Annotated in this window: 14 protein-coding genes; 12 read left to right on the top strand and 2 right to left on the bottom strand. The window is 64.8% G+C overall.

What is annotated here, in order from left to right:
• Nucleotides 1-167 precede the first annotated feature (167 nt).
• The 7 genes from IG197_RS05935 (at nucleotide 168) to IG197_RS05905 (ending at nucleotide 5,847) form a co-directional block, all read left to right on the top strand.
• Nucleotides 168-932, top strand: a complete 765-nt coding sequence (locus IG197_RS05935) for an SDR family oxidoreductase (protein ID WP_192317636.1) — start codon at nucleotides 168-170, stop codon at nucleotides 930-932.
• Nucleotides 929-3,013, top strand: coding sequence for an excinuclease ABC subunit UvrC (gene uvrC, locus IG197_RS05930; protein WP_192317634.1), 2,085 nt, complete (start codon nucleotides 929-931; stop codon nucleotides 3,011-3,013). The genes IG197_RS05935 and uvrC overlap by 4 nt, the downstream gene beginning before the upstream one ends.
• A 105-nt stretch (nucleotides 3,014-3,118) precedes the next feature.
• The gene (gene pgsA, locus IG197_RS05925) at nucleotides 3,119-3,715 is read left to right on the top strand and encodes a CDP-diacylglycerol--glycerol-3-phosphate 3-phosphatidyltransferase (protein WP_154385104.1); all 597 of its coding nucleotides are present in this window, start codon (nucleotides 3,119-3,121) and stop codon (nucleotides 3,713-3,715) included.
• Nucleotides 3,716-3,719: 4 nt separating this feature from the next.
• Nucleotides 3,720-3,974 carry a molybdopterin converting factor subunit 1 gene (moaD, locus tag IG197_RS05920; protein ID WP_192317632.1) on the top strand — a complete coding sequence of 85 codons (255 nt, stop codon included), beginning with the start codon at nucleotides 3,720-3,722 and terminating at the stop codon, nucleotides 3,972-3,974.
• A 4-nt stretch (nucleotides 3,975-3,978) separates the two neighbouring features.
• Nucleotides 3,979-4,446: a molybdenum cofactor biosynthesis protein MoaE gene (locus IG197_RS05915; RefSeq protein ID WP_192317630.1), complete on the top strand. Its 468-nt coding sequence runs from the start codon at nucleotides 3,979-3,981 to the stop codon at nucleotides 4,444-4,446.
• 150 nt (nucleotides 4,447-4,596) lie between these two features.
• Nucleotides 4,597-5,364, top strand: a complete 768-nt coding sequence (locus IG197_RS05910) for an META domain-containing protein (RefSeq protein ID WP_192317628.1) — start codon at nucleotides 4,597-4,599, stop codon at nucleotides 5,362-5,364.
• Nucleotides 5,365-5,463: 99 nt separating this feature from the next.
• On the top strand, nucleotides 5,464-5,847 hold the full coding sequence (locus IG197_RS05905; protein WP_192317626.1) for a hypothetical protein: 384 nt from the start codon (nucleotides 5,464-5,466) through the stop codon (nucleotides 5,845-5,847).
• A gap of 185 nt (nucleotides 5,848-6,032) precedes the next feature.
• Here IG197_RS05905 and ndk read toward each other — a convergent pair whose 3' ends face one another.
• Together ndk and IG197_RS05895 are read right to left on the bottom strand one after the other, a co-directional pair.
• Nucleotides 6,033-6,455: a nucleoside-diphosphate kinase gene (ndk, locus tag IG197_RS05900; protein WP_067964005.1), complete on the bottom strand. Its 423-nt coding sequence runs from the start codon at nucleotides 6,453-6,455 to the stop codon at nucleotides 6,033-6,035.
• A gap of 74 nt (nucleotides 6,456-6,529) precedes the next feature.
• The gene (locus IG197_RS05895) at nucleotides 6,530-7,222 is read right to left on the bottom strand and encodes a glutathione S-transferase family protein (RefSeq protein ID WP_192317624.1); all 693 of its coding nucleotides are present in this window, start codon (nucleotides 7,220-7,222) and stop codon (nucleotides 6,530-6,532) included.
• Nucleotides 7,223-7,285: 63 nt separating this feature from the next.
• Between IG197_RS05895 and IG197_RS05890 the strand changes: the two genes are divergently transcribed.
• From IG197_RS05890 to IG197_RS05870, 5 genes are all read left to right on the top strand, one after another.
• Nucleotides 7,286-7,798, top strand: a complete 513-nt coding sequence (locus IG197_RS05890) for a DinB family protein (RefSeq protein WP_192317622.1) — start codon at nucleotides 7,286-7,288, stop codon at nucleotides 7,796-7,798.
• A 205-nt stretch (nucleotides 7,799-8,003) separates the two neighbouring features.
• Nucleotides 8,004-8,606, top strand: coding sequence for a hypothetical protein (locus IG197_RS05885; protein WP_246765434.1), 603 nt, complete (start codon nucleotides 8,004-8,006; stop codon nucleotides 8,604-8,606).
• Nucleotides 8,607-8,884: 278 nt separating this feature from the next.
• The gene (locus tag IG197_RS05880) at nucleotides 8,885-10,153 is read left to right on the top strand and encodes an MFS transporter (protein ID WP_192317620.1); all 1,269 of its coding nucleotides are present in this window, start codon (nucleotides 8,885-8,887) and stop codon (nucleotides 10,151-10,153) included.
• A 94-nt stretch (nucleotides 10,154-10,247) separates the two neighbouring features.
• On the top strand, nucleotides 10,248-12,125 hold the full coding sequence (locus IG197_RS05875; RefSeq protein WP_154385110.1) for an ABC-F family ATP-binding cassette domain-containing protein: 1,878 nt from the start codon (nucleotides 10,248-10,250) through the stop codon (nucleotides 12,123-12,125).
• 204 nt (nucleotides 12,126-12,329) lie between these two features.
• Nucleotides 12,330-14,435: a molybdopterin-dependent oxidoreductase gene (locus tag IG197_RS05870; RefSeq protein WP_192317619.1), complete on the top strand. Its 2,106-nt coding sequence runs from the start codon at nucleotides 12,330-12,332 to the stop codon at nucleotides 14,433-14,435.
• The last annotated feature ends 100 nt before the right edge of the window (nucleotides 14,436-14,535 follow it).

The raw sequence follows: 14,535 nt of genomic DNA, 5'->3' as shown, positions 1-14,535 counted from the left end.
CGTTCTATATCTCGCATGCAAGCCTGCTTCGCGGGCATGATTTGAGGCGGTATCCCGGGCATTCGCCACATTGCCGCCGGATCGATGAACGGCATTTTACAGAGGTTACCAAGGGGTAGCCGAAAGCTGCCCGCGCGGAAGCTGGCAGACAGCATGAGAGGACTGGGATGGCTGAGATGGCGGGCAATGTGCTGGTGACGGGTGGGGCCAAGCGCATCGGCCGCGCCATCGTCGAAGACCTTGCCGCGCATGGCTTCGGCGTCGCCATCCATTGCAATCACGCGCGCAAGGCCGCCGATGATCTCGCCGCCACTATCAATGCTGGCGGCGGCCGCGCCGCCGTCGTGCAATGCGACCTCGCCGACATGGCTGATGTCGACGGGCTTGTCGCCGCCGCCGCGGCAGCGCTCGGCCCGATCTCGCTTCTGGTCAACAATGCCTCGGTGTTCGAGGTCGATTCGGTGACCGATTTCGACTGGCAGGTGTGGGACAGGCATTTCGCCCTGCATGTGAAGACGCCGGCGCTGCTGGCCAAGAACTTCGCCGCCGCTTTGCCCGAGGGGACGGACGGCCTGATCGTCAACATGATCGACCAGCGCGTGCTCAAGCCGACGCCGCATTATTTTTCCTATTCGCTGTCGAAGGCGGCGATGTGGGCGGCGACACGGACGATGGCGCAGGCGCTGGCGCCCAGGATTCGCGTCAATGCCATCGGCCCCGGCCCGACGCTGCCGAGCGCGCGCCAGGATGCCGCAGCTTTCGCCGCCCAGCTCGACGGGCTCATCCTCAAGCACGGTCCCGCCCTAGGCGAGTTCGGCGCCACCATCCGCTATCTCTGGCAGTCGCGCTCGATAACCGGCCAGATGATCGCGCTGGACGGCGGCCAGCATCTTGCCTGGCAGACGCCTGACGTGACAGGCATGGTGGAATGAGTCCACGTCATTCCGATACCGGCACAAGCCTCCGCAAGGGCGGCAAGGCTGCCGAAGACATGCCCGAAGCCGAGCTCGATGACGACGAGGCGGCCGAAGAGATCGTCGCAGCCTCCGGTCCGGACCTGCCTTTCACCGCCATAGACTGGACCGCGCATGCCGGCGATGCCGACGGCATGGTCGGCGCCGAGGTGATCCAGACGCTGGTCAAGCGGCTGCCCAATGCGCCCGGCGTCTACCGCATGATGAATGCGGCGGGCGACGTGCTCTATGTCGGCAAGGCGCGCAGCCTGAAGAAGCGCGTCACCAACTATGCGCAGGGGCGCTTCCACACCAACCGCATCGGCAAGATGGTGCGCGAGACGGCGACGATGGAATTCGTCGTCACCCGCACCGAGATCGAGGCGCTGCTGCTCGAAGCAAACCTGATCAAGCGCCTGAGGCCACGCTTCAACGTCCTGATGCGCGACGACAAGTCGTTTCCCTACATCATGCTGACCAGCGACCACACGGCACCCGGCATCTACAAGCATCGCGGCGCGCGCTCGCGCAAGGGCGGCGATTATTTCGGCCCGTTCGCCTCGGCCCAGGCGGTCGGCCGCACCATCAACTCGCTGCAGCGCGCCTTCCTGTTGCGCAGCTGCACCGACAGCTTCTTCGACAACCGCACGCGGCCGTGCCTGCTGTTCCAGATCAAGCGCTGCGCCGGACCCTGCACCGGCGAGATCTCGCGCGAGGGCTATGACGAGCTGGTGCAGGAGGCCCGCGACTTCCTGTCCGGCCGCAGCCAGAAGGTGAAGACGGAGATTTCCGGCCAGATGCAGCAGGCGGCCGAAGATCTCGATTTCGAGCGCGCCGCCATCTATCGCGACCGCTTGGCGGCGCTGTCGCATGTCCAGAGCCACCAGGGCATCAACCCGCAGACCATCGACGAGGCCGACGTCTTTGCCATCCATCAGGAGGGCGGCCAGACCGGCATCCAGGTGTTCTTCTTCCGCACCGGCCAGAACTGGGGCAACCGCGCCTATTTCCCCAAGGCCGACCCGTCGCTGGAGGCGGCCGAGGTGCTCGGCTCGTTCCTCGCCCAGTTCTATGACGACAAGCCGTCGCCGCGCGCCATCCTGTTGTCGCATGCCGTCGAGGAGCAGGAGCTTCTGGCCGAGGCGCTGTCGACCCGCGCCGGCCACAAGGTGGCGATCTCGGTGCCGCAGCGCGGCGAAAAGAAGGACATCGTCGACCATGCCGTGCAGAACGCCCGCGAGGCGCTCGGCCGCCGGCTGGCGGAAACCTCGACCCAGGCGCGGCTGCTCGAAGGTTTTGCCCAGACCTTCGGGCTGGACAAGCCGCCGGTGCGCATCGAGGTCTACGACAACTCGCACATCATGGGCACCAATGCCGTCGGCGGCATGGTGGTCGCCGGCCCCGAAGGCTTCGTCAAGAACCAGTACCGCAAGTTCAACATCCGCTCGACAGACATCACCCCCGGCGACGATTTCGGCATGATGCGCGAGGTGATGACGCGGCGCTTTTCGCGGCTGCTCAAGGAGCATGGCGGCGACCAGCCAGGGGCGGACGAGGCCGCCATGGATCAGGATGCGGGTATCGAGGATACGGGCGCGTTTCCGGCCTGGCCCGACGTCATCCTGATCGACGGCGGCCAGGGCCAGATGACGGCGGTGCGCGCCATGCTGGCCGAGCTCGGCATCGAGGACCGCGTGGTGGCGATCGGCGTCGCCAAGGGCCAGGACCGCGAGGCCGGACGCGAGCGTTTCTTCGTCAGGGGCAAGGAGTCGTTCTCGCTGCCGGTGCGCGACCCCGTGCTCTATTTCGTCCAGCGCCTGCGCGACGAGGCGCACCGCTTCGCCATCGGTTCGCACCGGGCGCGGCGCAAGAAGGAAATGGTCAAGAACCCGCTCGACGAGATCGGCGGCATCGGCCCGAGCCGCAAGCGCGCGCTGCTGCTCGCCTTCGGCACCGCCAAGGCGGTCAGCCGGGCCGCCGTCGACGACCTGATGGCCGTCGAAGGCATCTCGGAATCCATCGCGCGCCTTGTTTACAACCATTTTCACGATAATGGGTGATCAACGGGAATTGTCGTCCGGCGCTTGCCCGGGCTATCTCTAGACAGTTGACCCCCAAGCCCGCCTTCTGATTTCACTACGGCAGACGAAAGAGCATAAGAAACCATGGCCCAGCGCGCATTCAATCTGCCCAACATGCTGACCTATGCCCGCATTCTTGCCGTGCCGATGGTCGTGCTCTGCTTCTTCCTCGAAGGCCGGCTGCAATCGTCCGACTTCGCCCGCTGGAGCGCGCTGGCGATCTTCGTCATCGCCAGCATCACCGACTATCTCGACGGCTATCTGGCCCGCGCCTGGAAGCAGACTTCCAACATCGGCCGCATGCTCGACCCGATCGCCGACAAGCTGCTTGTCGCCACCTGCCTGCTTTTGCTCGCCGCCGACACCGACAATCGCGGCGGCATCGCCGGCTGGTCGCTGTGGGCGGCGATCATCATCCTGTGCCGCGAAATCCTGGTCTCGGGCCTGCGCGAATATCTTGCCGCACTCAAGGTCAGCGTGCCGGTGACCCAGCTTGCCAAGTGGAAGACGGCGATCCAGATGGTGGCCATCGCCTTCCTGCTGGCCGGCCCGGCCGGCGACAAGATCTTTCCGCTGACCACCCAGATCGGCCTCGTGCTGTTGTGGATCGCCGCCCTTGTCACGCTCTATACCGGCTATGACTATTTCCGTGCCGGCCTGAAACACATCATGGACGAGTGAGACCATGACCAAGCTCATCTATTTCGCCTGGGTGCGCGAGCGGATCGGCAAGGCCGAGGAAGAGGTCGAGCTGCCCGCCGAGGTCAGGACGGTCCGTGACCTGTTGTTGTGGCTCAAGTCGCGCGGCGAGGAATTCGAAAGCGCGCTGCAGCACCCCGAGGTGATCCGGGTCGCGATCAACCAGGAGCATGTCGACCACCGCGAAGAAATCGGCAGCGCGCGCGAGATCGCGCTGTTTCCGCCGATGACGGGCGGCTGACCCAATGAGCGTCGTGCCTGTGGTGCGCATCCAGGCCGGCGACTTCGACGTCGCCGCCGAGATCGCGCTGATATCGGCGGGCAGGGCGGATGTCGGCGCCGTCGTCACCTTCAGCGGTCTCTGCCGCGACGAGGCCGGCACGCTCGCTGCACTTGAGCTCGAACATTATCCCGGCATGGCCGAGGCCGAGATCACCCGCATCGCCCAAGAGGCTCTGGCACGCTGGCCGCTGGCCGGCATCACCGCCATCCACCGCTTCGGCAAGATCAGGCCCGGCGAGAACATCGTGCTGGTGGTCACGGCCTCCAGGCACCGGCAGGCCGCCTTCGACGCCGCGAACTTCCTGATGGACTATCTCAAGTCGCGCGCCCCGTTCTGGAAGAAGGAACATCTTGTCGACGGCAGCGAGGGCAGCTGGGTCGACGCCAAGGACAGCGACGACGCCGCCGCCGCCCGCTGGGCGAAGTCCTGAGCGATGCCGGCCGCGATTGCTCTCGGCGGCCATCGAACCACCGTATTCCTTCGTAGTTTTGGCGCTGATGCCCCCCGCGGCTTCGCAGCCTCGGGGGCAGATGGACGGCGCCTCGCGCGCCCTGGCAACACCTGAAACGGAGAGGCAACCGTGCTCGGCAAACTCGCGGAATTCCTGATGTTCGGCATGACGCCGCTGCTGGTCGGCATGATGGCCGTTCCGACCCTGGCAAGGGCTGACGAAACCCTTGTCACCGGCGAGGTGGTCTATCCCCAGCGCATCGCCTTGCCTGCGCATGCGGTGCTCGAGGTGCAGCTTGCCGACATCTCGCTGGCCGACGCCCCCGCAAGGATCCTCGGCGCGCAGAAGATCGATCCGGCGGGCCAGGTGCCGATCAGGTTCGCCATCCCCTTCGATCCCACCGCGATCAAGACCAACATGACCTACGCGCTGCAGGCGCGCATCAGCGTCGATGACCAGCTCTGGTTCATCAACGATATCAGCCATGCGCTCGATCCGCTGACGGCGGGCCCGCAGACGATCCAGGTCAAGATGGTCCGCCAGTCCAGCGCTGCCGAAGAGGTGACGATTTTCGACCGCGACTGGGTCGCCGAGGCGATCGACGGCGCGGCCGCCCACGACAAGGCCAGGCCGACATTGCGCATCGGCAAGGACGGCAAGGTCTCAGGCCGCGGCGGCTGCAACGGCTTCTTCGGCAGCGCCAAGGTCGACGGCCAAAAGCTGGCCTTCGGCCAGATCGGCTCGACCGAGATGGCCTGCGAGCAGGCGGTGATGGACCAGGAGCACAAGTTCCATCAGGCGCTGGAGCGCGCTGCCAGCTTCAGGATCGTCGAGGGCAAGCTGCTTTTGGCCGACAAGGACGGCAAGGACATATTGCGTTTTGCCGCGGCAAGCTGAATCAGTTTCGCAGCTGATTGACTCAGTTTCGTCGCCAATGCCGCCAAGCCATTGAAATATCTGGCGGGCACGAAGCTGGGCCATGAACCGAGACGAGACGTGAACACGTATCCCATCTATCGGTTGCTGATCGTCCTGTGTGGTTCTGCCTGGTGTTGCCTCGCCAGCGCGGCCGGAGCAAATGCTGACGATCAGCCGCCGCTTCGCGTCGCCGCATTTGAGCAATGGGTGGACAAGCTGGCAAGTGAAGCAAACGGCAATCGGGCGCTCCTGGCCGGCAAGCTGCAGGCATCCGGCTTTAGCTGTACGCCCGCCGATGCCGTGCAATTTGGTTGCGTCCGGTTCGGCTGCAAGAAGCTGGCAGGCATGTTCTGGCGAGGAGCCTTGCTCCAGTGGTCGGTCTACCAATTCCAGGGAAAGTTTCGTGGAGCCGCAATGAGCTATGGCTGGGCGAAAGGTTGCTATCCACCGGAACGTGTTTAGCAAGAGCAGAAGCGCTTTGTCTTGCAATAGATGCGGCGGTCGTCCTTGACGGCGTTGCGTCTCGAGGTGAGCGCGCCGACGAAAAGCGGAAACATGTCAGCGGCCCAAACAAAAAGCCGGGGCGTTGCCACCCCGGCTTTTCGATTCTGGATCAGCAACTTGTCAGCCGCTGTTCGCCGGCTGGATCAGCCGACGATTTCGGTGCCCGAGAACCAGTAGGCGATCTCTTCAGCGGCGGTCTCGGGCGCGTCCGAGCCGTGCACCGAGTTTTCGCCGATCGACAGGGCATGGACCTTGCGAATGGTGCCTTCGGCAGCGTTCGCCGGGTTGGTGGCGCCCATCACTTCACGGTTCTTGGCAATGGCGTTTTCGCCTTCGAGAACCTGGACGATGGTCGGCGCCGACGACATGAACTCGACCAGCTCGCCGAAGAAGGGGCGTTCCTTGTGCACGGCGTAGAAGCCTTCGGCCTCGCGGCGGCTCATCCAGACGCGCTTCGAGGCGACGACGCGCAGGCCGGCGTCTTCGAGCATCTTGGTGATGGCGCCGGTCAGGTTGCGGCGGGTTGCGTCCGGCTTGATCATCGAAAATGTGCGTTCGATCGCCATGTCTGGTCCTTGTGATTTCTGGGATTTGCAGTGTGGCGGGCTCTATACAGGCCGCCCGCCGCATTGCCAAGGGGCTAGGCCGCCGCAGCCACGCGGGCAGCCAGGCCGTCATGGAGTTCGAGGCAACGGCAGAACCAGGCGGCGATCGGGTCGGCCGCGTCGAGCAACTGGTAGGGCGTGGCGATGCGGGCCCATTGCAGCGCGCCGAAGACGATGTAGTCGGCAAACAGCGGGCGATCGCCGCCGATCCACGGCTGGTAGGTGAGCATGCTGCGCAGCGGCTCGAGCGACGCCCTGAAGCCCTGGAGCCCGGCATCGCGTGCCGAGCTGACCTCTTCGAGCGTCTTGCCGAAGCGCGCCTCGCGGCTCACGCGGAAATAGGCGGCGTTGGCCTCGTCCTGCATGCCGTGAAGGGCGGTCAACGCGGCGGCACCGATATAAGGATGGATTGTCAGCTGCGACCAGCGCTCGATGAAGCGGGCATGGGCCTCGCCGCCGGCGCCTGAAAACAGCGACGGCCTGTCGGGATAGGCCTGTTCGAGATAAAGCGCGATGGCGAAGGAATCTGACGTGACCGTGTCGCCGTCGCGGATGACCGGCACGGTGTTCGACACGCCGCCCTCGATCCTGGGCACCTCGAGGAAACGCGTCGGCACGGTGCTGAAGTCCAGCCCCTTATGTGCCAAAGCCATCGCCGCTTTCCAGCAATGCGGGCTGAACGGGCGCGTCATATCGCTGCCGACGAGGTCGTAGAGGAGAATGGTCATTGGCGGCTGTTCCCGATGGGCTGTAGTAAGAGGACGATTTTCGAAGCATTCAGGGAATATCGGATGAAACAGCATTTCATGATGTTGGCTGCCTATAATCAATGGGCCAACGAGCGCATCTATGAGGCAGCAGCCGAACTCGACGCGGAAGACTATGAGCGCGACACCGGCGCCGTCTTCAAGTCGATGAAAGGGACGCTCAATCATCTGCTGGTCGCCGACCGGGTCTGGCTGAAGCGCTTCACCGGCGAGGGCGATGCGCCATCTCAGCTCGATGCCATCATCCATGCCGATTTCGACAGATTGCGCGCCGCGCGCCAGGCTGAGGACAGGCGCATCGTCGAGTGGATCGGCTCGCTCGGCGACAAGGCATTCACCGGGCGCTTCACCTACATGACCATCACCGACATGCGCACCATCTCGCAGCGGCTGGCGCCGGCCCTGATGCACCTTTTCAACCACCAGACGCATCATCGCGGCCAGGCGCACATGATCCTGACAGTTCTCGGGCGCCCGTCCGTAGCTCTCGATCTCATTTACTTCCAGCGCACCGAAGACGGCAGAGCATTCGCCTAAATTGCATAAAATTTTATGCTTGCAACGAACATAATCAAAAGGATTCGATCGTCTACTGCTTCATGTAACGCAATTCATGGTGAGCAGTAAAAAAGTTGATGATGTCTAGGGGGTAGGTGAAACTTATTGCCACGAGGGTTCGTTACTATGCCGGCAGCCAGTCTCAAGGCTGGGTGCTGGGATCGGCAACCACAGGGAGACTTCCATGACTGGTATATCGAAGGCAATTGCCAAGACACTGGCGGGTGGTATCGTTTTTGTGGCGCTCTGCGCGCCAGCCAGCGCCCTGGACATAGGCGACCGCAGCAAGGGGCTCGGCGTCTCTGTCGACATCGGTAACAGCAATTCAAGTGGACTTGGCCTCGACGTCGGCGCAACCGTTGGTGGTTCGGGCGGCGTCAATGCCGACGTCAACGCGGATGTCGGCGGCAGCAAGGGCCTGGCTGACGCCAAGGCCAATGCCTCGGTCGGCGGCAACAGCGGCCTGACCGCCAATGTCGGCGCCAATGTCGGCGGCAACAACGGCTTGGCCGGCGTGAATGCCAATGTTGGCCTCGGCGGCAACACGCTCGCCGACATCGGCGTCAACATCGGCGGACCCGGCATTGCCGGTCCGGGCGGACCCGGCGGACCCGGCGGTCCTGGTGGCCCCGGCGGCCCGGGCATCAACCCAGGCGTCATCGGCGGCATGTCGCAAGCCCAGGTGGCTGCCTATGTGAAGCGCTGCAAGATGGTGCTGTCCAACCCGATGGCATTCGAAAGCGACCTGCGCGAACTGTGCAAGCTTTTGCGCACCGCCAGCCGCTGAGCCTTTCGCCAAGACGTTTCGGACGGCCCGCCATGTGCGGGCCGTTTCGATTCCGGCAGGGCGCCGGCCCGGATGTCGTCATGAGCCGGTCTTTTGGCATGCCCCGGTATTTGTCATGACCCCAGTATTTGTCATGAGATGTCTGGATCATCAGATAGCTGCCTCTGGGCAGCGCGACGTGCCTTGTCTTTGCACGTCATCTCGGCCAGACGAAGCATCTGCGACTGCGCCCGGCCAGCCGGCCTGACGTCGCTTTCTCTGTATCGGGATAAAAAAACGTGCGTCCATTCGGCGACAAGACCGGCCAGGCCATCGTGCTGTTGCTCATTGCCGGCTCCGGCATGGTGGCGATCGCCAGGGGCATGAGCCTGACCTTCCTGGCCATCCGCCTGCAGGGCGATTTCGGCCTGAGCCCGGCCTGGATCGGCGTGCTGATCGGCACCGGGCCGTTGCTCGGCGCTGCCATAAGCCCGTTTGCCGGAACGATTTCGGATCGCATCGGCCGGCGCGTGGTGCTGGTCACCGCACTTCTGTTTGCCGGGCTTGGGCTCGTCGGCCTCGGCCTGGCGCAATCGGTCGCGGCTTTTGCGCTGGCGCATGTCGTCTCGTCGGTGTCGGCTGCGGTCTATGAGCCGGTGTCGCGGGCGCTGATGAGCGATGCGGCGCCCGAAAGGCTGCGGCTCAGGATGTTTTCCTGGCGCTACCTCGTCATCAATGCCGGCTGGGCCGTCGGGCCGATGATCGGCCTGGCCATCGGCGCCAATTCGCCCTTGCCCTTCGTCATTGCCGGCATGGTGCATTTCGTCTTTGCCGCGGCGATCTTCGCCGTCGTGCCGGCAGCGCTGGCCGAACGCGCCGGGCAGGCCGCGCCGCAGCAGGCGCCCGGGCTGCGCCGGCTCGGCGCTGCCCTGCGCGACCGCCGGCTGCTGTTTTATGTCGGCGGCGGCACGCTGCTGATGGCGGTCTACGGCCAGTGGTCGGTGACCCTGTCGCAATATCTGACCACCAACGTTGACGACGGCATGAAGATCTTTGCCTGGCTGGTGACGACCAACGCCGCCGTGGTGGTGCTGGCCACCGCACCGGCGCGTCTGGTGATCGAGAAGATCGGGCCGTTGCGGGCGATGGTGCTGGGCTGCCTCTTGTTCCTCGGCGGCGAGCTCGGTTTTGCCGTCTCCACCAATGCTGCCATGCTGATCGGCTTCATGGTGCTGTTCACCATCGGCGAGGTGCTGGTCGTGCCGGCCGAATATGTGCTTGTCGACAGGATCTCCAATGACGGCAACCGCGGCGCCTATTTCGGCGCCCATTCGCTGAGTTCGGTCGGCAATTTCATCGGCCCGCTGTTCGGCGGGCTGGCGCTGGGCGCCTTTGGCGGGCAGGGCATGTTCATGCTGTTTGCCATGCTGGCCGCCGGCAGCGCTGTGCTGTTTGCCATCGGCCACGCCGCGCCGCCGCCCGCCACGTCAGACGGCGCGGCGATCGATGCGACAGGCGAGATCGCAGGCGAAGCGCTGCACCGCAGCCACAGGCCGGCCTTCGCCTGATCGCCAGGCAACGGCCCTTTCCATCATGCGTCCGCTCTAATGGCTGTGGCGCGCTCTTGCCATATCGGTAACTCTCGGCCAAAACCGCCACGCCATGCTCATCATCAATGACCTTTCCCTCCGCATTGCCGGACGCCTTCTCCTCGACCACGCGTCGCTGACCTTGCCTGCCGGCACCAAGGCCGGCCTTGTCGGCCGCAACGGCACCGGCAAGACCACGCTGTTCAAGGCGATAACCGGCGATTTCAGCTCGGAAACCGGCAGCATCAGCCTGCCCAAGAACACGCGGATCGGCCAGGTCGCGCAGGAAGCGCCCGGCACCGAGGAGCCGCTGATCGACATCGTGCTCAAGGCCGATGTCGAGCGCTCGGCACTGCTCGCCGAGGAAAAGACCGCCACCGACCCGCACCGCATCGCCGAGATCCACATCCGCCTGGCCGACATCGACGCCCATTCGGCCGAGTCCCGCGCCGCCACCATCCTCGCCGGCCTCGGTTTCGACGACGAAGCGCAGAAGCGCCCGGCGTCGTCATTCTCCGGCGGCTGGCGCATGCGCGTGGCGCTTGCCGCCGTGCTGTTTTCCGAGCCCGATCTGCTGCTGCTCGACGAGCCGACCAACTATCTCGATCTCGAAGGCACGTTGTGGCTCGAGAACTATGTCTCGAAATATCCGCACACCGTGCTGCTGATCAGCCACGACCGCGACCTGCTCAACCGCGCCGTCAATTCGATCGTCCATCTCGACCAGAAGAAGATGACCTTCTGGCGCGGCGGCTACGACCAGTTCGAGCGCCAGATATCAGAACAGCGCGAGCTGCAGGAAAAGGGCCGCGTCAAGCAGGAGGCGGCACGCAAGCACCTGCAGTCCTTCGTCGACCGCTTCCGCGCCAAGGCGTCGAAGGCGCGCCAGGCGCAGTCGCGCATCAAGGCGCTGGAGAAGATGAAGCCGATCGCAGCCCTGATCGAAGACAATGTGCGCCCGTTCAGCTTCCCCGAGCCGGTCAAGACGGTGGCCTCGCCGATCGTCGCACTCGACCGGGTCAGCGTCGGCTACCAGGCCGACAAGCCGATCCTCAAGAAGATGACCTTGCGCATCGACGCCGACGACCGCATCGCGCTGCTCGGCGCCAACGGCAACGGCAAGTCGACCTTCGCCAAGCTTCTGGCCGGCCGGCTCAAGGCCGAGACCGGTTCGGTGACCATCGCCCCGGGGCTCAAGGTGGCGATCTTCGCCCAGCACCAGCTCGACGATCTGAGGCCCGAGGAAAACGCCTATGAGCATGTCCGCCGGCTGATGCCGGAGGCGCCTGAATCGAAGGTCAGGGCGCGTGTCGCCCAGTTCGGCCTGCCGACCGAGAAGATGAACACCGCCGCCAAGGACCTGTCCGGCGGCGAAAAGGCGCGGCTGCTGATGGGCCTGTCGGCCTTTGACGGGCCGAACCTCTTTATCCTCGACGAGCCGACCAACCACCTCGACATCGACAGCCGCGAGGCGTTGATCATGGCGCTCAACGAGTTTCCCGGCGCCGTGATCCTGATCAGCCACGACCGCCACTTGCTGGAGGCGACGGCCGACCGGCTGTGGCTGGTCAAGGATGGCGCGGTCAACCCTTATGACGGCGACCTCGAGGACTACAAGACGCTGGTGACGGGCGTGTCGGGCGACCGGCGCAAGGAGCGCGAGGCCGACAAGGCCTCGAAGGCCGACAAGCGCCGCGAGGCCGCGGCACGGCGCGCCGCCCTCGAGCCGCTGGCCAAGGAAATCCGCGCCACCGAGGCGCTTATGGACCGCATCCGCAAGCGCATCGACGGCATCGAGGACCAGCTCGCCGATCCCAGGCTCTATGAAAAGGACCCGACGACGGCGACACAGCTGGCCAAGGAACGCTCGCAACTGTCGGCCCAGCTCGAAACCAACGAAGAGAAGTGGCTGACCATGTCGGCCGAATATGAAGAAGGCGTCGCCGAGTAGGGCATCTTACCCTCCCTCTTTTTGCGAAGGGTCGGACCGAAGGTCCGGGGTGGGGAGGGTCGGACCGAAGGTCCGGGGTGGGTGGCCGAGATTAGCCCCATCCCGCCTTACGCGCCTTGCCCGCTCGGCCCACGAGGGGGGAGGGTCATGCAGCGGTCCGCACTGGCCCTACACGGCAAGCCGACATCAGGGTAAAAGGGCGCCATGAACCAGCACGCCAAGATCAGGATCGGCCATTCGGCCTGCCCGCATGACTGCCCCTCGACCTGCGCGCTCGAAGTCGAGCTGCTCGACGACAAGCGCATCGGGCGTGTGCATGGCGCCAAGTCCAACAGCTATACGGCAGGCGTCATTTGCGCCAAGGTCGCCCGTTATGCCGACCGCGTCCACCATCCCGACCGCCTGCTGAAGCCGCTGGTCCGCGCGGGCGCCAAGGGCGACGGCAACTGGAAGGAAGCGAGCTGGGAGGCAGCGCTCGACCTCGTCGCGGAAAAATTCATCGCGGCGGAGGAGCGTTACGGCTCGGAGACCGTCTGGCCCTATTTCTACGCCGGCACGATGGGGCTGGTGCAGCGCGACGGCATCGAGAGGCTGCGCCACGCCAAGAAATATTCCGGCTTCTTCGGCTCGATCTGCACCAATCTCGCCTGGACCGGTTATGTCATGGGCACAGGTGCGCTGCGCGGCAGCGATCCGCGCGAGATCGGCAAGTCGGACTGCGTCGTCATCTGGGGCACCAATGCTGTCGTCACCCAGGTCAATGTGATGACCCATGCGATCAAGGCGCGCAAGGAACGCGGCGCCAGGATCGTCGTCATCGACATCTACGAGACCGCGACGCTGAAGCAGGCCGACATGGGGCTGGTGCTGAAGCCCGGCACCGACGCCGCGCTCGCCTGCGCCGTCATGCATGTGCTGTTCCGCGACGGGTTTGCCGATCGCCCCTATCTCGAAAAATACACCGACGACCCCAGGGGCCTCGAAGCGCATCTCGCCGACAAGACGCCGGAATGGGCGGCCGCCATCACAGGTCTTTCCATCGAGGAGATCGAGGCTTTCGCCCGGCTCGTCGGCACCACCAAGAAGACCTTCTTCCGCCTGGGCTACGGCTTTTCGCGCCAGCGCAACGGCTCGGTCAACATGCATGCGGCGCTGTCGATCCCGGCGGTGACGGGGGCCTGGCAATATGAGGGCGGCGGCGCCTTCCATTCCAATTCGGGCATCTTCAAGCTCAATGGCGAGCTGCTCGAAGGCACCAAATTCCGCGACCCCGACATCCGCTATCTCGACCATTCGCGCATCGGCCCGGTGCTGACCAATGCCGAGGACGCGCTCTATGGCGGCCCGCCTGTCACCGCGATGCTGATCCAGAACACCAATCCGGCCAATGTCGCGCCCGAGCAGCGGCTGGTGGTCAAGGGTCTTATGCGCGACGACCTGTTCACCGCCGTGCACGAGCAGTTCATGACCGACACGGCCAAGCTCGCCGACGTCGTGCTGCCGGCGACGATGTTCCTCGAGCACGACGACATCTACAAGGGCGGCGGCAACCAGCACATCACGCTGGGGCCGAAGCTGATCGACCCGCCGGAAGGGCCGCGCACCAACCACTATGTCATCGAGGAACTGGGCAAGCGGCTTGGCGTGTCCGACATGCCGGGCTTCGGCATGACCGAACGCCAGCATATCGACGTCATGCTGGAGAAGAAGGGCCTCGGCAATTTCGACAGCTTCAAGGACCAGAAATGGGCCGACATGCAGCCGGGGTTCGACAGCGCGCATTTCCTCAACGGCTTTGGCCATGCCGACGGCAAGTTCCGCTTCAAGCCGCACTGGAATGGCGGTGCGGCCCCCAACAAGCCGCCGCGCAGCATGGGCATCTTCGGCCCGGTCGCGCAGCTGCCCGAATTCCCCGATCATGTCGACCTGATCGAGGTGGCGGACGCCGCCCATCCGTTCCGCCTGGCGACGTCGCCGGCGCGCAACTTCCTCAACTCGACCTTCGCCGAAACGCCGGTGTCGCGCGAGAAGGAGGGCCGGCCGGAACTGTTGATCCATTCCGAGGACGCGGCAGAACTCGGGATTGCGACAGGCGACCGGGTCGAGATCGGCAATATGCGCGGCGAGGTCGTGCTGCATGCCCGCCTGTTCGACAAGATCAGGCGCGGCGTCGTCATCGCCGAAGGCATCTGGCCGAACTCCGACCATGAGCGCGGCGAAGGCATCAACGTCCTGACCGGCGCCGACGCGCCCGCGCCTTATGGCGGCGCTGCCGTGCATGACAACAAGGTCTGGGTGAGGGCGGCGTAGGGGCGTAGGCGCTTGAAGCCGAAGCTGCAGCCGTATTCGGGTCAGTTGGACAGGCGCTGAGTTTGGCGGCTCGCATCTTGTTGGGTAGCCGCCGCCATGT

Origin of the sequence: Aminobacter sp. SR38, assembly GCF_014843375.1 — a bacterium.
GTDB lineage: Bacteria > Pseudomonadota > Alphaproteobacteria > Rhizobiales > Rhizobiaceae > Aminobacter > Aminobacter ciceronei.
The sequence above is the reverse complement of the archived record's forward strand: the minus strand, read 5'-3'. Positions and strand labels throughout refer to the sequence as shown.

Excerpts from the sequence above, each read along its gene's own strand:
- IG197_RS05935 (WP_192317636.1), top strand. The coding sequence starts at position 168 with ATGGCTGAGATGGCGGGCAATGTGCTGGTGACGGGTGGGGCCAAGCGC.
- uvrC (WP_192317634.1), top strand. The coding sequence starts at position 929 with ATGAGTCCACGTCATTCCGATACCGGCACAAGCCTCCGCAAGGGCGGC.
- pgsA (WP_154385104.1), top strand. The coding sequence starts at position 3,119 with ATGGCCCAGCGCGCATTCAATCTGCCCAACATGCTGACCTATGCCCGC.
- moaD (WP_192317632.1), top strand. The coding sequence starts at position 3,720 with ATGACCAAGCTCATCTATTTCGCCTGGGTGCGCGAGCGGATCGGCAAG.
- IG197_RS05915 (WP_192317630.1), top strand. The coding sequence starts at position 3,979 with ATGAGCGTCGTGCCTGTGGTGCGCATCCAGGCCGGCGACTTCGACGTC.
- ndk (WP_067964005.1), bottom strand. The coding sequence starts at position 6,455 with ATGGCGATCGAACGCACATTTTCGATGATCAAGCCGGACGCAACCCGC.
- IG197_RS05895 (WP_192317624.1), bottom strand. The coding sequence starts at position 7,222 with ATGACCATTCTCCTCTACGACCTCGTCGGCAGCGATATGACGCGCCCG.
- IG197_RS05890 (WP_192317622.1), top strand. The coding sequence starts at position 7,286 with ATGAAACAGCATTTCATGATGTTGGCTGCCTATAATCAATGGGCCAAC.
- IG197_RS05885 (WP_246765434.1), top strand. The coding sequence starts at position 8,004 with ATGACTGGTATATCGAAGGCAATTGCCAAGACACTGGCGGGTGGTATC.
- IG197_RS05875 (WP_154385110.1), top strand. The coding sequence starts at position 10,248 with ATGCTCATCATCAATGACCTTTCCCTCCGCATTGCCGGACGCCTTCTC.
- IG197_RS05870 (WP_192317619.1), top strand. The coding sequence starts at position 12,330 with ATGAACCAGCACGCCAAGATCAGGATCGGCCATTCGGCCTGCCCGCAT.